Annotated in this window: 19 protein-coding genes; 6 read left to right on the top strand and 13 right to left on the bottom strand. The window is 39.2% G+C overall.

From position 1 onward, the window contains the following. Positions 1 to 2 precede the first annotated feature (2 nt). Genes AC27E9_RS09765 through AC27E9_RS09755 form a run of 3 tightly spaced genes read right to left on the bottom strand, consistent with a single transcriptional unit; the run spans position 3 to position 1,991 of the window. Positions 3 to 404, bottom strand: coding sequence for a DUF423 domain-containing protein (locus tag AC27E9_RS09765; RefSeq protein WP_487129639.1), 402 nt, complete (start codon positions 402 to 404; stop codon positions 3 to 5). Continuing rightward, positions 391 to 1,074: an alpha/beta family hydrolase gene (locus tag AC27E9_RS09760; protein WP_487129637.1), complete on the bottom strand. Its 684-nt coding sequence runs from the start codon at positions 1,072 to 1,074 to the stop codon at positions 391 to 393. Before AC27E9_RS09760 ends, AC27E9_RS09765 begins: the two co-directional genes overlap by 14 nt. After that, positions 1,074 to 1,991: a transcriptional regulator GcvA gene (locus tag AC27E9_RS09755; RefSeq protein ID WP_487129635.1), complete on the bottom strand. Its 918-nt coding sequence runs from the start codon at positions 1,989 to 1,991 to the stop codon at positions 1,074 to 1,076. The genes AC27E9_RS09760 and AC27E9_RS09755 overlap by 1 nt, the downstream gene beginning before the upstream one ends. 281 nt (positions 1,992 to 2,272) lie before the next feature. Here AC27E9_RS09755 and AC27E9_RS09750 point away from each other — a divergent pair, with 281 nt between their 5' ends. Beyond that, positions 2,273 to 2,539, top strand: a complete 267-nt coding sequence (locus tag AC27E9_RS09750) for a hypothetical protein (RefSeq protein ID WP_487129633.1) — start codon at positions 2,273 to 2,275, stop codon at positions 2,537 to 2,539. Between the two features lie 92 nt (positions 2,540 to 2,631). On the opposite strand, the gene AC27E9_RS09745 is transcribed toward AC27E9_RS09750, so the two are convergent. From AC27E9_RS09745 to AC27E9_RS09735, 3 genes are all read right to left on the bottom strand, one after another. Continuing rightward, positions 2,632 to 3,285, bottom strand: coding sequence for a thiopurine S-methyltransferase (locus AC27E9_RS09745; RefSeq protein WP_487129631.1), 654 nt, complete (start codon positions 3,283 to 3,285; stop codon positions 2,632 to 2,634). A 56-nt stretch (positions 3,286 to 3,341) separates the two neighbouring features. Continuing rightward, a complete protein-coding gene (sohB, locus tag AC27E9_RS09740; RefSeq protein WP_487129629.1) occupies positions 3,342 to 4,397 on the bottom strand; it encodes a protease SohB in 1,056 nt (351 codons plus the stop codon). 222 nt (positions 4,398 to 4,619) lie between these two features. Next, a complete protein-coding gene (locus tag AC27E9_RS09735; protein ID WP_487129628.1) occupies positions 4,620 to 7,025 on the bottom strand; it encodes a VolA/Pla-1 family phospholipase in 2,406 nt (801 codons plus the stop codon). 281 nt (positions 7,026 to 7,306) lie between these two features. On the opposite strand from AC27E9_RS09735, the gene AC27E9_RS09730 reads away from it, so the two are divergent. Beyond that, positions 7,307 to 8,044 (top strand): YciK family oxidoreductase, encoded by a 738-nt coding sequence (locus AC27E9_RS09730; protein WP_487129626.1) that lies wholly within the window; start codon positions 7,307 to 7,309, stop codon positions 8,042 to 8,044. 88 nt (positions 8,045 to 8,132) lie between these two features. On the opposite strand, the gene fadD is transcribed toward AC27E9_RS09730, so the two are convergent. From fadD to AC27E9_RS09695, 7 genes are all read right to left on the bottom strand, one after another. Then, entirely contained in the window at positions 8,133 to 9,788 is a 1,656-nt protein-coding gene (fadD, locus tag AC27E9_RS09725) for a long-chain-fatty-acid--CoA ligase FadD (protein WP_487129624.1), read from the bottom strand. A 161-nt stretch (positions 9,789 to 9,949) separates the two neighbouring features. Further along, a complete protein-coding gene (locus tag AC27E9_RS09720; RefSeq protein WP_487129622.1) occupies positions 9,950 to 10,807 on the bottom strand; it encodes an alpha/beta fold hydrolase in 858 nt (285 codons plus the stop codon). Between the two features lie 34 nt (positions 10,808 to 10,841). Beyond that, positions 10,842 to 11,534: a M50 family metallopeptidase gene (locus AC27E9_RS09715; RefSeq protein WP_487129620.1), complete on the bottom strand. Its 693-nt coding sequence runs from the start codon at positions 11,532 to 11,534 to the stop codon at positions 10,842 to 10,844. Further along, positions 11,527 to 11,901 (bottom strand): hypothetical protein, encoded by a 375-nt coding sequence (locus tag AC27E9_RS09710; RefSeq protein WP_487129618.1) that lies wholly within the window; start codon positions 11,899 to 11,901, stop codon positions 11,527 to 11,529. The genes AC27E9_RS09715 and AC27E9_RS09710 overlap by 8 nt, the downstream gene beginning before the upstream one ends. A 77-nt stretch (positions 11,902 to 11,978) precedes the next feature. After that, on the bottom strand, positions 11,979 to 12,668 hold the full coding sequence (gene tsaB, locus AC27E9_RS09705) for a tRNA (adenosine(37)-N6)-threonylcarbamoyltransferase complex dimerization subunit type 1 TsaB (protein ID WP_487129616.1): 690 nt from the start codon (positions 12,666 to 12,668) through the stop codon (positions 11,979 to 11,981). A gap of 109 nt (positions 12,669 to 12,777) precedes the next feature. Then, on the bottom strand, positions 12,778 to 14,736 hold the full coding sequence (gene yoaA, locus AC27E9_RS09700) for a DNA repair helicase YoaA (protein ID WP_487129614.1): 1,959 nt from the start codon (positions 14,734 to 14,736) through the stop codon (positions 12,778 to 12,780). A gap of 85 nt (positions 14,737 to 14,821) precedes the next feature. Next, positions 14,822 to 15,160, bottom strand: coding sequence for a hypothetical protein (locus AC27E9_RS09695; RefSeq protein WP_487129612.1), 339 nt, complete (start codon positions 15,158 to 15,160; stop codon positions 14,822 to 14,824). 592 nt (positions 15,161 to 15,752) lie between these two features. Between AC27E9_RS09695 and hisG the strand changes: the two genes are divergently transcribed. The 4 genes from hisG (at position 15,753) to hisB (ending at position 20,273) form a co-directional block, all read left to right on the top strand. Further along, positions 15,753 to 16,652 carry an ATP phosphoribosyltransferase gene (gene hisG, locus AC27E9_RS09690; protein ID WP_487129610.1) on the top strand — a complete coding sequence of 300 codons (900 nt, stop codon included), beginning with the start codon at positions 15,753 to 15,755 and terminating at the stop codon, positions 16,650 to 16,652. A gap of 86 nt (positions 16,653 to 16,738) precedes the next feature. Next, complete coding sequence (gene hisD / locus AC27E9_RS09685; protein WP_487129608.1) at positions 16,739 to 18,082, top strand: histidinol dehydrogenase; 1,344 nt, start codon at positions 16,739 to 16,741, stop codon at positions 18,080 to 18,082. Further along, positions 18,079 to 19,206: a histidinol-phosphate transaminase gene (gene hisC, locus AC27E9_RS09680; RefSeq protein ID WP_487130050.1), complete on the top strand. Its 1,128-nt coding sequence runs from the start codon at positions 18,079 to 18,081 to the stop codon at positions 19,204 to 19,206. Before hisD ends, hisC begins: the two co-directional genes overlap by 4 nt. Next, positions 19,203 to 20,273 carry a bifunctional histidinol-phosphatase/imidazoleglycerol-phosphate dehydratase HisB gene (hisB, locus tag AC27E9_RS09675; protein WP_487129606.1) on the top strand — a complete coding sequence of 357 codons (1,071 nt, stop codon included), beginning with the start codon at positions 19,203 to 19,205 and terminating at the stop codon, positions 20,271 to 20,273. Before hisC ends, hisB begins: the two co-directional genes overlap by 4 nt.

Here is a 20,273-nt window from a genome sequence, read left to right as displayed (position 1 = left end):
ATTTACTTACCTAACTTATGTTGAAACATTTTTGAACCGGCAAAGCCTAATAACAGCCAAGCTAATGCAAATGAAAGCCCACCAAAGGGCGCTAATTTTCCAATTATGGCAATATCGAAAAACGTTTTAATATATAAACTACCACTAAAAAGCACTATGCCGAGCGTATAAGAAATCGCCGATAAAGCTAACACAAGATTACGGTTTAGCTTAAACAAAACAATCGTTAATAGTAACGCAAGTGTATGAATAAATTGGTATTGGAGTGCTGTCGACAACCTTTCTTGTAGCGCAATAGGTAGCAATTGTCCGCCATGCGCTACCCAAGCGCCGAATAATACCGAAAAACAGCCACTGATACCAACAAATAAAATCAGAAGTCGCATCATTTTATCTGTGTGCATTAACAAACCCCTGTATTTTTAATACGGCAGAATGCTTGTGCTCTGCAAGCGTATATCCAGACTTTACTCTAGGCTTTAAATCGTGATCACCATCAATAAAAAAGTGCAGCTGGCATTTTGAGGATAGCTGGTATGTGCTAATTTCACTCTCGTTTCCTAATGCATCCCGTTGACCTTGTAAAATTAATACCTGCAGCTGTGTTTCTTGCAAAGGCGTTAAACGCAGTTTTTCTGGCTTTTTTGCGGGGTGAAATGGATAACCTAAGCATATTACACCTTCAACTTGGTGCTTAGTCATAAGTTCTTTATCACTTGCTATTGTTGCCGCAACGCGGCCCCCCATAGACTTACCCGCAATATAAATAGGTAAAGGGCTATCAATACTTGCTAAAATTGACTTATAGCAAACAATAAGTTTTGGCATTCGATCCGGTGGACGCCTTTTACCATCTATCTTTCGTTTATCCATATAAGGAAAATTAAATCGAAGGACACTAAGCTGCTGAGCATTCATTAGGTTAACTAAATCTGCCATATATTCATGCTCCATATCAGCCCCGGCACCATGGGCTAAGATAACTAATGCTTTAGCATTTTCAACATGATCATATTTATGACTAGCTAATGTGATTCTCTCTTCTTTTTCTGCTATTTCACTTTTGCTGACCATTATACTATTTGTCCTTCCTCTAAAAGCGATTGCTCGTCAGCAACCGTATTTAGTACCCATTCACGAAATGCAGATATTTTACCCAGTTCTAATTGCTGTTCTCGACAAACAATATAATAAGAGTTTTTACTGACCAGCACTTCGTTAAACGGACATACTAGCCGACCAGCATCTATATCTGGCTTTGCTAGTACACTATGCGCAAGAGCGACTCCTTGACCATGAATTGCAGCTTGAACTACCATAGCAGAATGGCTAAATATAGGGCCGTGATTTACGTTCGCTCCTCGCACATCAACATGTTTAAACCACCTTTTCCAGTCTCGTCGAGAGGTGTCATGTAAAAGAGTATGCTTTTCAAGATCTTCAATTTTATTTAATGGCTTTTTCCCTGTCATCAATATAGGAGAACATACAGGTATTAAATATTCAGTATGTAATTGGTCTGCGTGAATACCACTCCAGCGCCCTCGCCCATAATAAATGGCAATATCAACATCTTCTGTTAGTGAGTTTTCCGGTTGATCAACCGCTTTAATTCGCACATCAATATCAGGATGCAGTAAATTAAAGGTATTAAGTCGTGGCACTAACCACTGAATGGCGAAACTTGGCTGCAAGCTCACTGTTATCGCCCCTTTCGCACCACGAGCTAATAACCGCTCTGTTGCTTCATGCAAAGAATTGAAAACATCTTTAATATCTAAATAATATGACTGCCCTTCTTCAGTTAGCAACAAGGCACGGTTTTTACGCATAAATAACTTTATGCCTAAATTATCTTCCAATGCTTTTATTTGATGGCTAATCGCCGCCTGAGTGACGAATAATTCTTCTGCTGCCCGAGTAAAGCTCAATTGTCTTGCCGATGCTTCAAATGCTCTCAAAGCGTTTAATGGTGGGAGTCTGTTAGCCAAGTTACACCTATAAATTTACAATATTGATAAACTAGCCATGCATAATTCATCATAATAACGACATAAGTAGTCGGATTAGTTTTTCTAATGAATAACATTATAATTTGTCATTTTAAAAGTTACCAGCATTACCGTAATATACTCGCCATAGATGAAGGACTTCATCTTTGCCCCGTAATAAACGGGTAGAAAACAAATAAGCTCCCAACCCTTATTTGTATGTGAAAAGAAAGGTCCCAAAACATCTATAAGGACTATTGACGTTTTATTACAGGTGACTTATGAACAACATTTTAAAAATAGCAGCAATTGCTGCATTAGCTTTCGTAGCAAACAACAGCCAAGCAACAGAATTAGTAAAAGCACAACCACAAAACACGGTTGAATTAGTAGCAGTGGCTAAAATGAATTTAGCACAGTCTATCAAATTAAATACAGTAACAGTAAACACTATCGAAAAACTGGCTCGTACACAATTAGCCATGGTTGATACTAAAACTGATAAGCGCGACGATGCAAGCGTTAAAACAACATCACTCGCTGAATAAGCTATTTTCAGCGTAAAATTAATTTCTCTAGAATTAATGCTCGCAACAAAAAAGGTGCCTAAGGCACCTTTTTTGTTTTGAAGCCAACCCTTTTATTGCGGCAACGTGATGATATAAAGTTTCTCACGTAAATAATCAACATCAAACTGTCGCTGCGCAAATTGTTTATCTTCAAGTTCATTTGTCGCCACAGAGCGAATATCAAAACCAGTAAACAATGTTTCAACCCTACAGGCTGTGATCGGGAAAGGAGGCCCTATTAACTGTTCTTCAGGAAACTCTAAGGTCACTAAAAACAAGCGTGTATGAGGTGAAAAAAAATGTTTCAAGTGTTCAACATATTGCTTCTGCATTGACTCAGGTAAGGCTATTAATGCGGCGCGATCGTAAATCCAGTCAGGGTTATTAATTATTTCTTTATTAAGTTGAAAGAAATCCCCTTGGAATAATGAAAGATGTGAACAGTGATATTGCTGAAAGCACGCTACTTTGTGCTTTTGATAGTCAATATTGTTCTCAATAAAAAAATCTCGACAAGCAATATCACTCAACTCACTGCCAGTGACTTGGATGAATTGTGCTAAATATGCCATATCAAGCGTTTTACCGCATAAAGGCACAAAAACATGCTTATCACTTGGCAAGCACCGAGCTTTAAAATGTTCTGTTAGAAATGGGTGAACGTGCTGTTGATGAAAGCCTAAGCTATTGCGTTCCCAGCATTTATGCCAAAATTCATTATCCAAGCGAAAACCTATATGTCAGCAGCTTAGCAATTTCTAAGCTGCTGAATGGAGAAATATTATCCTGGGAATATACGATTATTCTGCCAAACCTTGCTGACTATCGCATCGAATGATAATGAAGCAGCTTTTGAGAATTTCTCTGCTAAGCCTTTTTTCGTTGCATACTTTATTTGCACTAATTTATGAGACTGACAACGCGCTTGTAAATAATCATCACTCGTTTGTAATTCATCAACAAGACCAAGTTCTTTGGCTTGGGTACCAAACCAATGCTCACCTGTTGCAACTTTTGATATATCTAGTTCTGGGCGATGTTCATTAACAAAGTTCTTAAATAGCACATGTGTTTCTTCAAGCTCTTCAACAAACTTTTCACGACCTTTATCGGTATTTTCGCCAAACATAGTTATTGTTCGCTTAAATTCGCCGGCAGTAAATTGTTCAAAGTCAACGTCATTTTTCTTCAACAACTTATTGAAGTTAGGAACTTGCGCAATAACACCGATCGAACCAATAATAGCAAATGGCGCTGAAACAATTTTGTTGGCGACACAAGCCATCATATAGCCACCACTTGCCGCCACTTTATCAACAGAGGCAGTTAAAGGGATATTACGCTGGCGAATGCGATCTAGCTGTGAAGACGCAAGGCCATAACCATGCACCATACCGCCACCACTTTCTAAACGAACGAATACTTCATCAGTAGGTTTAGCAACCGTTAATATTGCGGTAATTTCTTCACGTAAAGAGCTAACTTCTTTAGCGTCAATACTGCCATTAAAGTCGATCACAAATAATCTTGGCTCAACTTCCTTTTCCTCATTATTGTTGCCATCTTTTGCAGCTTTCTTTTCTTCTTTAGCCTTTTCTTTCTCGGCTTTCTTATCGCTCTTTTCTTTTTCTTTTAATTCGTCTTTTGATAATAAATGGTGAGTGATATCTTCCTCAACCTCTTTATATTGTTCAGATAAATCAGTTATCTCTAACTCACCTTTTTTTCCTCCTTGTTTCATTGCTGACGAAGCGATAGCAACAATAATTGCTATTACCGCAACAACAAAGGTGATCGCCTTAGCTAAAAACAAACCGTATTCGTACAAAAATTCCAATGGTTTTCTCCTAAGAAAAACTTCTAATATATATACCATCAAGATTACACACTCAAAATCCTGATGTTTTAACTTAAATTTATGATAACAATATGGGGATTAAACCCGCAAATAAAAGAGTGATTTTCGAAATAATATCAACAGGCCATAGCGTTAACTATTTCATTAGCAATAAAAAAGCCCTCATAATGAGGGCTTTAACTCTATGATTTAAGTATACGATTACTGTTTAACAACAGCCGCATCAGTTACTTTTATCAGCTGTCCCATTGAAGCAAAAAAAGTTGCCACTTGAGTTTGCATTTCTTGCGTTGCTCGGCCACTTAATTCCGGATCTGGAGAAGCTGCGTTAGGACGAGGGTCAAGAATTGAACTATGATGCCCATTAACAAATCTAACCGCACCCGAGCCATTGGTATCTTCACTGACAGCTTGTAAGCCTAACAATGCAATTGCTGGCTCTGTGCCGCCCATTGGCGTAAATGGCGCAGTATTAGTTACAGTTTGGTCAGACAAGTTATCAACGCCGTTACCAACTACTTCGATTAAGTGCGTAGGCGTATTCGTAGCAGCTAATGTTTGAACATAAGCAACAGGGTCACCTGAATCGGTTACCGTTTGCGCAGCAAAAGTAAATTGAGCAAAACCTGCATCTAATTCAGCTTTTTGGCTGGCATCTAACGCGTCATAAAAAGCAAAGTAGAAATCACTTAATTGTTGCTGAGTATAATCAGCAGGTAAATTTGCTTCAACTGCGGCTTTAAAAGCAGGTGATAATTCTAATGTTAAATTAGATTTCGCCAAGCCTTCAAATGCCGGTGATTCGATACCGAAGTTTGCTAGCATTAAGCCTGGCATAGCTAACGAGGTACTAGTAATGTTAAATAAACCATCTATTTGTGGATCTAATGGCGTATTTGCTAAACCAACTGCGTTCATACCATAAATACCACCTAATGAATGACCTAATAAATGAACTTTCGAGCTATCAACTTTAATTGGCATACCGTCGCCGTCAACACCACCTAAAAAGTTAATACCTAAACGTAGCCCTAGTAAATCAGCGGTACTTTGACGGGTATTATCACGCATAGTTAACATGCTAGCTAAATTTACATAATGTAAGGTTGATACGGTACTGGTATTGATATCATCAATGCCATCACCATTTAGATCAAAGCCACGACTACCATGTAATGGCTGATCGATAGCAATTGTTGCAATACCAAATGCAGACAAAATCCCTGTGATGGGTAACATTTGCTCTTTAGTCGAAGTTATGCCATGCACTAACATAGCTACTGGCCAGCCATTTTCTGGTGTTTCTAGTGCCGGTAAGCCCATGCTTGCACGAACCGGGTTAGCCCATGCCAAATCTGGCGTCGTCATTTGTACATCAATTGGCAACATAGCTGCCGTAGCAGGAATTGGGTTAAATTTAGTTAAGTTTCGTTCTGTATCAATAGCAGCCACAGAACTTAAATCACGTAAACCAAAGTTCATACAAAAACCATCATTTTCATCTAATGGCCCTGCTGGAATTGCAGCGGGATTTGTCGCTGCTAGGCCTGCTAAAGTAGCCCCTGAATCACAACGAGCTTTCCACCATGCATTAGCTGGAGCTAATGGATTTTCAGCAGAAGGAACGCCAGAATAATACGGTAAAGTGATTGAACCGCGGAAATAATTTGCAGAAGAGTAAAGTGGCGCTAATTCAGCAGGAATTAAGCCATCTAAAACATTAGCTACTGATAAACCTGTATCTTGAACACCAATAGCAGGAATACCTTGTTGAGCATTTGCTAGCATTTGCGGTACGCCAGCCGCCATTAAAGATTTAATGGTACTTAACACACGCGTTGTTGATTGCGTGGTCATTGCAGCACTATAAATAATGCTATCACTATCAACACCTGCCGCTACTAAAGCTGCTTCGTAACTATTAATAGTCCCCTGTAATGCTAATTGTGAAGCATTACCTAACGGTAAAGTATTAATATCTTGGCGAGCTAATTCATAAGTACTTGAGCCAGCAACCGCTTTACCGTTATTATCGCGAAGACTATTCGTCATCACCATGATATACGATGTTTCAGCTTTTAGTGGCTTCGTTGGAATAACACTAACACTATTACCCGACGCTTGCGTAACAAAGTCTTGGCCAAATGCAAGCTCACCAACAATTTTACATGCTAAGCCACGTGTAACGGCAGTACAATCACTATCATTAGCGTCTCCACCCATAATAGCTTCAAATATTCGCACAGCAGAAGGGTCAACACTAGTTGCATCTAACGAAGTGCCTGTAGGGAATTCGATAGCAAGAGAGAATGGTTGTGAAATCGACCAGCCATCAAGCGCACTGATAGCAACAAATGGATCAGAGCCATCAGTTGGGTCTGCAACGGGTATTTCTAATGTACCGTCTTGGGTACCAGAGAAAATCAAATCATTTGGAATAGAAAGCCCGGCAGCACCAGCACTCGGGTCAAATTTAACTCGAGCAGTTGGTGTAACGGCAGTACCATTATCAACAACCTCTTTTTCAACATCTTTTATGGTTTCATCATCACAAGCACTTAAACCTAATGTGCTGGCAATTGCGAGACCGAGTACTAGCTTATTCATTTTATCTCCCCACGGACTAATCTTTTATTTTTATAAACTTAACTATTTTTTAAGAATATGTTTTTATTTTTCTATAGTTTTGTTGACTTTGAAAGCTACCCTAGCATTAATTTCAACTTGTTAGACCAGTTAAACTTAACTCAAGAACAGATCAAGTGCTAGTGATTTTTTGAATTATTGTTAGTTTTTGTTAATGAATTGTAGTTTAAGGTCAAAAACACTCGTCAGCATAGGAGGGAAAGAGTAGAATTATGACCAAATTTTATTAGCCATTAATTCAAATGTTTGACTATACAATTACCCCACAAGTTTTAGCAAATAAAACCATTCTTATAACTGGTGCTGGTGCCGGTATCGGCCGTCAAGCTGCATTAACATATGCAGAACTAGGTGCTACAGTTATCTTATTAGGAAAAACAGTTGCTAAGCTAGAAGCTGTTTACGATGAAATATTGGCTAATGGTCATCCCGAGCCAGCAATTGTTCCTCTCGATATGAAAGGAGCAACTAAACAAAACTATATTGACTTAGCAGCAACCATTGAAAACCAGTTTGGTAAATTAGACGGCGCCTTACTTAATGCTTCTATGTTAGGTGAGTTAACTCCATTCAACCAAATACATGAACAAATCTGGCAAGATGTTATGAAGGTAAATGTTAATGCTCAATTCTTACTTTCTCAGGCATTGCTCCCTACATTACTAAAAGCAGAAAACGCTTCATTAGTTTTTACCTCCTCTGGTGTAGGCAATAAAGGTAAAGCATACTGGGGTGCTTATAGTGTTTCAAAATTTGCTACAGAAGGCATGATGCAGGTTATTGCAGATGAATACGAAAACACATCATTAAGAACCAATGCAATTAACCCTGGCGCTACAAACACAGGTATGCGCAATAGCGCCTACCCTGCTGAAGATAAAGACAGCATTGCCACACCGGAAAGTATTATGCCGCTGTATGTCTACCTAATGTCAGATGAAAGTAAGGCTGTTAACGGGCAACGCCTAAACGCACAGTAATTTAACATTACTCAATAACTAAAAAGGCCAGCATATGCTGGCCTTTTTGATTTCTTACTGCACTCGCTAACTACTGAAGCTTACATAATTATCGCAATTCTCGACGCAATATTTTACCAACATTTGTTTTTGGTAATTCGTCACGAAACTCAACAATTTTCGGCACTTTATAATTTGTCAGGTTTGCGCGGCAATGCTTAATAAGCTCTTCTTCTGTTAAGCTTGGGTCTTTTCGCACTACGAATATTTTCACCACTTCACCACATACATCATGTGGAATTCCAATTGCTGCCGCTTCGAGTACGCCATCATTACTCGCAACAACTTCTTCAATTTCGTTTGGAAACACGTTAAAACCAGACACAATGATCATATCTTTTTTACGATCAACAATTTTAAAGAAACCATTCTCGTCCATACAAGCAACATCGCCTGTTGCCAACCAACCGTCTTTTAATATTTCATCAGTTGCTTCTTGACGATTATAATAACCTTTCATCACTTGCGGGCCTTTTACCCACATTTCTCCTGCCTCATCAATACCAGCATCGCTGCCGTCGTCCAAAACAATCCGAATGTCGGTCGATGATGCTGGTAAACCAATACTGCCACTATAATGTGTTTGGTTATATGGACAAAGTGTCACTAATGGAGCACATTCAGTTAAACCATAACCTTCAAGTAATCGTGTTTTTGTAACACTTTCCCATTTTTCAGCTACTGGACGTTGTACTGCCATGCCACCGCCGAGTGAAAGCTTTAAATTTTTAAAATTCAGTTCACTAAAGCCTGGCGTATTTAATAAACCATTAAATAAGGTATTAACACCAGTAATCGCCGTAAATGGGTACTTAGATAACTCTTTAACAAAACCCGGCATATCACGTGGGTTAGTAATTAATAAGTTAGTACCGCCTAAAGTAATAAAGGTAAGGCAATTCGCCGTTAAAGCAAAAATATGGTAAAGCGGCAATGCCGTAACCACAAGTTCAGCACCTTCATCTAGCTGCGGCTTAATAGCGGCTTTTGCTTGCTCTAAATTTGAAACCATATTCCGATGCGTTAACATCGCACCTTTAGAAACACCAGTTGTACCGCCGGTATACTGTAAAAATGCTAAGTCATCACCTTTAAGAGCAACCGCCTTGAGCGACAACTTATAGCCTTTTGCTAATGCTTTATTAAAACTTTCAGTATTTGCTAAAGTAAATGCTGGCACCATTTTCTTAACGTATTTAACTACACCATTAACAATAGCGCCTTTTACCGAGCCTAAGCGATCACCTAAAGAAGTAAGGATTACTTTTTCTACTGGCGTTTTATCAATCACTTTCTCTAAAATGCTAGCAAAGTTCTGAATAATCAAAATAGCTTTAGTATTGGAGTCTTTTAATTGATGCTCCAACTCACGTGCTGTGTATAAAGGGTTCACATTAACAACCGTTAACCCTGCTAACAACGCACCAAACAAAGCAATAGGATATTGCAAGCAATTAGGTACCATAATGGCAAACTTGTCGCCTTTTACTAGTCCTAAATCATTTTGTAGATAGGCAGCAAATGCAGTGGCTTGTTGAGCAAGTTCACGATAGTTTATCTCCGAACCCATATTGATAAATGCAGTTCTATCAGCATATATTTCAGTATATTTATGAAACATATCAACGATAGATGCATATTTATCAGGGTCAATTTCATATGGAACGCCGGGTGGATAACTCTTTTCAAGCCAAATTTTTTCCACAGTGCCTTACCTCTTTTAATTCTTATTCTTAATTTTAATGATACGTTTTATCAAATTTTCACTGGTCGATCCAGTAAATTTAAACACTTGTTTAAATTTAACTCACAATGACTTCATTTAGTATAGATTACCTGCTTTAAAAATTGTTTTATCTTTTGCTGCTATGATGACTTAATAAACTGACTAATTAATTTTGCAGCTAGTTCTGGTTGCTCCATATGCACATGATGTCCACCATTTAGCTCATGAGTTTCTAACGACTGAAATAAAGGCGTAAATGCCTCAAGGCCCAATACCACCATTTCCATACCTTTATTACCGTATAGTAATTGCGTTGGCGCACTAATATCACCAACTAGTTGCTTAGCTTGTTTTAAGGTTAATCGATATGGAGAAGTCGCACGTAAGCGACTATCTGAACGCCATTGAAAGCCTTTCGTTGTTTCTTTAATACCACGTTTTACAATTAATTCAGCATCTTTCGATTGTAAATCAGACACCAATGTTCGAGCTGTCACGGCAGAAGCAAGTGTACTGTGATAGCGCTTTTTGTCATTACCACGCGCTAACCGACTGAGTAAGCCTTGGCGTAACTGGCTTGTCGTTTTTTCTGCTGGTAGAGAAAGAAAACCGATTGAATCTATTAAGCTAAGAGATTTAACATGCTCAGGAAATGCAGCAGCAAATGCCGATGCCACCATACCGCCCATAGAGTGCGCAACAATATCAATCTTTTGCCATTGCTGTGAATGAAATAAACTCAGTAAATCAGAAACCCAATCAAGAAAATGATAATGTGCGTCAACACTACGATGGCTTGAAAAACCATGCCCTGGCCAATCAATAGCGATAACATTAAATTTTGTTAAATAGGGCAATAACGGTTGAAAACTAGCTGCATTGTCTAACCAGCCATGCAAACACAGTAATATGGGGGCGTCTACATTGGCATTAGTTAATGCGGCAATTTTCTGCGTTCCTAAATTAAACTCTATTTCTTTTATTTCACTAGTTAGCAAGATATTTCCCTTCGTCATCAATATTCATAATGAGTTAGCCGGAAAATTTAATTTTACTAAGTCTATAGGTCATAAATAATGCTGAAACAAACCAAATACCAACCCAAATAATTTCCGGTATCAAAGTGATGTTAGCCAATGCAGCACCATCCCCTCTCGCCTGGCCGTCAAGTAAATATAATGGACTCATTAAACTATTTATCAACACTAACAGGCCAGCTATTTTTAGCATTTGCTGCACGACTTTATGTCGAGAATACCTTAGTTGGGCAACAACCAATATTAGCAAGACTAAAACAATAAAAAGGGATAACAAATCTCTCACCCATAGCAAGATACTGCCCGCTAGCAAACAAAGTAATAGTACAGAAAAAGTGCGGGCAATATTGCGATTAATAGATGCCATAGAAAACAATAAACAACCCCAAATTATCGCTCCACCATAACCCATTAAGCTAATCAAAAATGACCAACCACCACGTGTTGTGCACAAACCAGCTCCATTTGGAAATAATTGAATTTGAACAATTGAGCCGCCAGTAAATATCGCGGCTAACCCGTGACTAATTTCATGAAAGTAACTTTCAAGCCATTTAAATGGAATAGAAATTACTGGAATTTGTATAATGATAATGGCAAAAAGAAATAACAACCAAAATTGATATTTTTCACTAAAACTCAATTTTTTTGTTTTTAATGCTGAAGATTTATTTAAAGAATCAGGCAAACAAGTCAACGCCAAATACTTGTTGGATATTGTCACGTTGTGCTATTGAATCAACGGATTGATACGCTGCCACCGCAGTTTGATTTTGACTCGATGGTGCATCATAACCACTATTGTTGACGTTATTATTTTGAGATTGTTGTTCACGATTATTGAAAGGCTGTAATTGTTCTTGTTCAATCAACGCAATAGCTTGTTCATCAACATCAAAACGCTGCTGCGCATTTGTATCAGCTTGAGATCTTTGCGCTTGATTTTCTTCACGCGCAACCGCTCTAGTACGCTGCTCTTGAGTTTGTACTGAGTTAGTTGTGCGAACAGCTAAATTTGCACCGTTTGTAATATTTGAAGAATTATTCACTTGCATAACAGTTAATCTAACAAATTTTCCTTAAACTGAAAATAGATTTATTTAACCCCAATTCATAGAGTTCAACAAAAAAGCTATTCTCGCCCAGGCAGTTTCTTCCAAGATACAGTGTCTCTGACATATTTAGGTTGCGCATGTTCAGCGCCAACACTGTTAGCAAGGAAATCAACTTGCCCTATTGCCAACATAGCTAATGCTGTTGGAAATAGTATCTCAGGTGAACCCGAGTTTGATTTTAATGCTTCGAGTTCAGCGTAAGCATCCCAACCTGTGCCAACACCGTATGCGGGTATAGATAAATGTTGGTAATACGTTGCGACAAGTTCTGGTTTTAATACCGCTTCTTCCGTTTTCGGTTGCATAATGCCCTGTTGGTCAACTTCAAAATAACAAGTATAAACTTCTGACATACGCGCATCTATAGCGGCAATAACACGTGTTTCACCTTTATCATTATATGCTTGTTGAGCCATTGCTTGTAATGTTGAAACACCACGTGCGGCAAGCTCCGCTGAAAAAGCTAAGCCTTGTGTTACGCCAATACCGATACGTACACCAGTAAAACTGCCAGGCCCCTGACCAAAGATAATGCCATCAAGTTCTGCTAATTTGCACTCAGCTTGCTTTAATACGCTGTCAACCATAGGTAATAAACGTAAACTATGAGATTGCGGACATAACTCGTATTCACTAAACGTTTTGCTGTTAAATGTTATTGCCACTGAACAAGCTTCAGTAGAGGCGTCGATAGCCAAAAAATTCACGTCAAAAAAACCTTATTATATTGTCATAATTTTGCTGAGCGAGAGTTTATCACTAAATCTTCGCCAGTATGACAATCTTTGCTATTTAAAAGAATTAATTACTCAAATGTTAATACGTCCAATCAGTCGCTAACTGCGCTAAAAATGTTGCTGCCTGAGCTACATCACGGCTACGTTTCATTTCAGGTAAGCTTTTTAAAAAGACTTCACCATAAGGACGATTTACTAATCGATCATCACAAATCACCAAAACACCGTTATCACTAACATCACGTATTAAACGCCCAACACCTTGTTTTAATGCTATCACGGCTTGCGGTAGTTGAATGTGCGCAAAAGGGTCTTTACCTTGGCGCCTAACATCTTCACTACGTGCTTGTAGTAAAGGGTCGTCAGGTGAAGCAAATGGAAGTTTATCGATAATCACACAAGTAAGTTTATCACCTCGTACATCTACTCCTTCCCAGAAACTCGCCGTCGCAAGTAACACTGCTTGCTCTTGCTCAACAAACTCAGCTAATAACTTTCGTTTACCCATTTGGCCTTGCACTAACAGCGGATTATCAATCGCATCAGCTAACAACTCAGCAACCTGATGCATTACCCGATAACTAGTGAACAACATGAAACAAGCACCATTACTGGCTTTAATTAACGGCTGAGCTAAATCACTCAAGGCCTTTGCTCTATTTCTGTCATTAGCAGCAGGCAAATATCGAGGGATCACTAATTGCGACTGTTTAGCATAATCAAATGGACTATCAAGTAGCAAACTGGCGGCATCGTCAACACCCAAATGACGAGAAAAGTGCTTAAATGCACCATCAACAGCTAATGTTGCAGATGTAAAAATCCAACCTGCCCCAGATTCTTTAACATAACTGCCAAATTTATCTGCGATTGATAACGGCGTTTTGTGCAAAACCACATGACGAGGTGTTGTTTCATACCAAAAGCTCATGCCCATAGCGTCGACATCAGCCATTATTTCATACTGGCTAAGCAAATTAACTGCACGATCAAAGCAATTATCGATTGCTTCATTGCGTGAAACGCACAATTTAATCACCTGATATAAAAAGTCTAAATCTGTTTTCAATAAAGCAAAAGCATTGGCAAAGCGTTGTTGCTGATGTTTCTCACGCCAATTACCGCGCTCGGGATCATAATTAAACAATAGCCGAAATTCTTGACTAGTTTTTAATAATTTTTCAGCGGCTTTGCACAATTGCTTTACGTCGGTAAGTTCACTGCGATAAACCTGTATAACATCGCTGCATAAATCGAGTAATTGTCGTGTCGAGAATGCTTCGCCAAAATATTCGCTTGCGATATCCGCAATTTGGTGTGCTTCATCAAATATCATCACATCGGCTTTTGGTATTAACTCACCAAAGCCCGTATCTTTTAACGCCATATCAGCAAAAAACAAATGATGATTAACAACGACTAAATCGGCATCGATGGCTTTTTCTCTCGCTTTAATAAGATAACAGTCTTCAATATTTGGGCAGTCTTTTGCCAAACAATTATCTACAGTACTGGTCACAAATGGAAATACCGGTGAGCCTTCCATGACATTAACAACTTCGCCAATATCACCACTATGGGTACTCGTTGCCCAGCTGCGTACTTTAACAAAATCAGCCAGGGTCTGAGCATCAAGCTGACCCCGTGATTGTTGGTATTGCTCTAACCGATAAATACAAAGGTAATTGGCTCGCCCTTTTAATAGCGCTACTTGGGCGTTACTGGCTAAGGCTTTACGAATTAAGGGTAAATCTTTATGGAATAGTTGCTCTTGCAGGTTTTTTGTTCCAGTTGAAACAATGATTTTTTTCTGCCCTTGATCATTCTCCGCATCGGCTTTATTCGCTAATAAAGCAGGAATTAAATAAGCAAAGGTTTTCCCTGTTCCAGTACCGGCTTCTACTACTAATGAACTTTTAAATTCAATAGCCTTGGCGACCTCTAGTGCCATATCTAGTTGGGCTTGGCGGGGAGAAAAGCCGTTAATAGCTTTAGCTAAAGCCCCTTGATTTGAAAACGCGTGTTCTACGGCACTCATTAAGACATTAAGAAAGGATATTAGAAATATTTGCGCTCATTATACCCAAGCCACTTTAAGAAGCGAGCCTATATTTTATGACAAATTAAACAAAAATATCGAGTTTAGGTTTATTATTTTTGTCGTCTTTATTTTCTGTACTACTATCGTTTTCACTATCATCGAATAAATCTATGTTTTGGCCAGTATTATCTGAGGGAACAGGACTAGGGGTTACAACTTCTTCCATGTGCAGCTCATCTTGCTGCTGTTCAGCCTTTCCTTTTGGTGATTTTTTATAATACAACTCGTGATCTTCTAATCCCTGAACATCATCAGAAACACCTGATGCTGCGGCTTCTTTTGCAAGTGCTTTAACTTTTAGGTTCGCACGCTTAATTGGCACAGGCACAACGCGTGTTAATACGGTAGTAAAAATATCCATTCGTGCCTCCTTTATCTTTAAAAATCAAACAGCATTTATTGAACTCGAGCATTAGCAAAATATAAAATTAAGCGATAATTGCTATCTACTTATCGGCTATACCTCAAGTTTCTTTAATCACGCGTCCATACCCTTACTTAGATTAAAAGCATACTAGCTTAGTTCAAATTATCATATCGACTTAAAATTAAACACTTGCTCTGAGTAGAAAATCAACGTAATGTAAAATCATAAATTAAAGTAACTACTTTAATTTATGATTACGCATTAAGTAATGCGAATAGTAACTTACACCTAATTAACGAAATATAGAGTAACGAACAAATGATATTAAACTTGAACGCCATCCATCTTCATCACCATCATACGGATTAGCTGCTCAGGTTTATTCGCTGAGGGGCTATGAACCTTTCAGCGGTGTAAGATAGATAAAATTTATATTTAAACCCCCGAAAGAGTTCACCTCTCTCGGGGGTTTTCGCATTTTTATGGCCTTAGAATTGTATATACATGATGATTTTTTTCTACAGTTTTAACAAATTTAAACGCGAGTTAATAAACAAAGATTTTAAAAATTTAATAGGAAAATAACATGACAACTGAACCTCGTTTACGCATTGCAATGCAAAAGTCAGGGCGCTTAAGCGACGACACCCAAGCTTTACTAAAGCGCTGTGGCTTAAAACTTAATGTTTCTGATCGCCGTTTACTCGCTCACGTAACCAATATGCCTATCGATATTATGCGGGTGCGTAGTAGCGATATACCAGGCCTTGTGATGGATGGCGTATGCGATCTCGGCATTGTTGGTGACAACACCTTAGAAGAAACGGCTTTAGAGCGTGAGTTAATGGGTCAAAAATCACGATACATTCGTACCTCTGGATTAAATTTTGGCGGCTGTCGGTTGTCAATTGCTATGCCTGAAGGTTTCGATTATCAAGGCGTGCAAAGCCTAAATGGCCTAAGGTTTGCCACCACTTACCCACAATTATTAAATCGCTATGCAAAAGAAAACGGTATCAATGTTGAATTTTGTTTACTTAAAGGATCTGTTGAAGTAGCGCCAAGAGTTGGCTTATCTGACGGGATATGTGACCTAGTGTCAACTGGCGCAACACTAGAAGCCAACGGCTTAGTCGAAGTTGAAGAAATATTTCGCTCGAAGGCTTCTCTTATTCAAACTGCTGAACCATTGGCGCCAGAAAAGCAGAGCATTCTCGACACTCTACTACCACGTATACAAGGCGTAATGAAAGCGAAGGAAAGCAAGTACATTATGCTACACGCGCCAAAGGATAAAATAGCCCAAGTTAGTGCTTTAATGCCGGGGAAAGAAACGCCGACCATTCTACCGTTGGCCGGTCGTGAAGATATAGTTGCTGTGCATGTAGTCGCTACTGAAACCTTCTTTTGGGAAACCATGGAGCAGCTAAATGCTTTAGGGTGTAACTCTATTTTAGTAATGCCAATTGAGAAAATGATGGGCTAAAGAGCATTCAATGTAAATATGCTCAACAAATAGCTTACATAGATATTAATAACTCAACTAAAGAAAATTATTAGAAGTTGAATGACATGAAAAACGAAATAATCACTTGGCAACAATTAACAGATGCACAGCGTACACTCGCTCTATCTCGTCCGGCAATTGCGCAAAGCAACTTATTGTCTCAACAAGTAGAAAATATACTTACCAACGTAAAAAAGAATGGCGATGCTGCACTCATTGATTTAACTCAAAAATTCGATGGCGTAAAACTTAGCACTTTACAAGTGAGTCAAGAGCAAATTAACGCAGCAAAAGCACGATTAACTAGCAAACGACTTAGCGCCATTGAAAGTGCTTATGCAAACATCAAACGTTTTCACCAAGCACAAATTACTGACGATATTCGTATTGAAACTACCCCTGGTGTGGTTTGTACATTAAAAACAGAAGCTATTGCTAGTGTTGGTTTATACATTCCGGCTGGCAGCGCCCCACTTCCTTCGACAGTGTTAATGTTAGGAATTCCTGCACAATTGGCAAAATGTCCGCGCGTTGTATTAGTCTGTCCTCCTGACAAAAGTGGTCAATTGGCTGACGAAATTTTAGTAGCTGCATCACTTTGCCAAATAAATGAAATCTATAGTGTTGGCGGCGCTCAAGCATGTGCGGCTTTAGCGTTTGGTACAAAAACCATTAAAGCAGTTAATAAAATATTTGGCCCCGGAAATAAATATGTAACGGAAGCAAAAAAACAACTTTCACAGCAAGTTAATGGCTTTGCTATTGATATGCCCGCCGGCCCTTCGGAAGTGCTTGTCATTGCAGACGAAAATGCCAACGCCGGTTATGTTGCCGCTGATTTGCTTTCACAAGCTGAGCACGGACCTGATAGCCAAGTAATATTGCTCTCTAATAGTGAAACCCTGATTAATAAAGTGCAATTAGCATTAACCACTCAACTAGCCAAGCTTTCACGAGCCGACATTGCCAAACAAGCACTAAAACAAAGTCGCTTAATTTTGACTAAAGATTTAGCGCAAGCGGTAGAGGTTTCAAATGAATACGGCCCTGAGCATTTAATTATTCAAACCGACAATACGCAAGCGTTATTACCGCAGTTACGTAATGCAGGCTCTATTTTTGTTGGTGCTTATACGCCAGAATCTGCTGGTGATTATGCCAGTGGCACCAACCACGTATTACCTACGTACGGTTATTCAAAAGTGATCAGTAGCTTGTCTCTTGCAGATTTTTCAAGGCGCTTTACCGTACAAGAAATTACTCGCCAAGGCTTAACTAACTTAGCTGAATGCATTTGTGAACTGACCGACGCTGAAGGTTTAGACGGACACAAACGTGCGGTAACTATTCGCTTAGATGAGCAAACTGTTAGTGAGAAACAAACGACTAATGCAACAGGAGCGCCATAATGACTATTGCAAATAAACTTGCCCGTGAAGAATTAATCGACATGGTACCATATCAGTCGGCACGTCGTTTACATTCAAGTAATGGTGATATGACCAACAAAATTTGGTTAAACGCTAATGAAGCGCCTGGCAATGGTAACTATGAAATAAATAGCGACAATATTAATCGCTACCCTGATTTTCAACCGGAAAACCTGATCAGTGCATATCGTCAATATTGTGGCTTAAGCGCTGACAATATTGATGCCGAAAACATTTTAGCAACACGTGGCGCAGATGAAGGCATTGAATTACTGATCAGAACTTTTTGTACTGCATACCAAGACAAGGTACTCATTTGCCCACCAACGTACGGCATGTATGCCATAAGTGCAGAAAATCATGGCGTAGACACCTTAAAAGTGCCTCTAACCGAAGAGCTAGCACTCGATTTAGACAGTTTAAAAACACAGGTTGGAAACGTTAAAATAGTGTTTTTGTGCTCACCCGGAAACCCGACGGGCAATTTACTATCACCAGAAGAAATTCAGACGACACTCGAGTTATTTGCCGACTCTGCCATAGTGGTGGTTGATGAGGCATATATCGAATTCAGCCCAGAGCAATCAGTTGTTAATTGGTTAAAAAGCTACCCACATTTAGTGGTATTAAGAACACTATCAAAAGCCTTTGCTTTAGCAGGTTTACGTTGTGGTTTTACCTTAGCCAACGAAGACGTTATTACTATGCTCAGCAAGGTTATTGCCCCTTACCCTATTTCAGCACCCGTGGCCGAAATTGCCAGTACCGCTTTAGTTGCAACTGGTTTAGCACAAATGCGCAGTCGTGTAGCAGCAATTAATACTTTACGTAACCAGCTTGCACTATGGCTAAAAGAACAGCATTGGTGCGAACAAGTATTTGCAAGCGATGCTAACTTTGTTCTATTTCGCTGTACAAACGAAACCACGAAAGACTTTATTTTTAATACGCTTGCTGAACAAGGTATTTTAATTCGCGACCAATCTAAACAATTAAGCTTAGCCAATTGCTTACGAATAAGTATTGGCAGCGAGAGCGAATTGTCACAATTAAAGCAAATCATTATCAACGCAATAACAGCAGATAAAAGAGAATTAGTATGAATCAACAAAATATTTTATTTATCGACCGAGACGGCACGCTAATCGAAGAGCCCGTAACCGATAAACAAGTCGATACACTAGAAAAATTAGTATTCGAGCCTAACGTTATTCCGGTGTTAATCGCCTTACAAAAGAAAGGCTTTCGCTTGGTAATGGTATCTAATCAAGACGGCTTAGGCACGATAAGCTACCCACAAGCTGATTTTGACTTACCGCACGATAAAATGATGGCAATGTTTTCATCACAAGGCATTAGTTTTGATGAAGTGCTACTTTGCCCACATTTCGATGAAGACAACTGTAGCTGTCGTAAGCCCAAATTAGGGCTAGTTAGCGACTACCTGCAACAAGGTAAAGTCAATTTTGCTAATTCTTTTGTTATTGGTGACAGAGAAACCGATATTCAGCTTGCTGCTAACATGGGCATTAAGGGCATAAAATATAATCGTCAATCTCTAAACTGGAATGATATCGCCGAACAATTACTGACAAAGCCTCGCGTTGCCAATGTCACAAGAACGACCAAAGAAACTGACATAAATGTCGCAATAAACTTAGATAAAGTTGGCGATATCAACATCAAAACTGGTCTAGGCTTTTTTGACCACATGCTAGAACAAATTGCTGCCCACGGCGGCTTTAGCATGCAAGTTAACGTTGACGGAGATTACCACATTGATGAACACCACAGTGTTGAAGACACCGCATTAGCATTAGGCCAAGCGTTAAAACAAGCATTAGGTGACAAACGCGGCATTGGTCGTTTTGGTTTTGTACTACCAATGGATGAATGCCGAGCAGAATGTGCTATCGATTTATCCGGTCGCCCTTGGTTAGAGTTTGACGCCACGTTTACTGACAATAACGTTGGTCAAATGTCGACTCAAATGGTCTCGCACTTTTTCCGCTCGCTAGCCGACGCCATGGCAATTACCTTGCACCTTTCAACCACCGAAGGAAATTGTCACCATCAAGTAGAAAGCTTGTTCAAAGTATTTGGCAGAGCATTACGCCAAGCCATTGCCGTATTAGGTGACGAACTACCCAGTACAAAAGGATGCTTATAG

The organism is Colwellia meonggei (assembly GCF_057537295.1).
The sequence above is the reverse complement of the archived record's forward strand: the minus strand, read 5'-3'. Positions and strand labels throughout refer to the sequence as shown.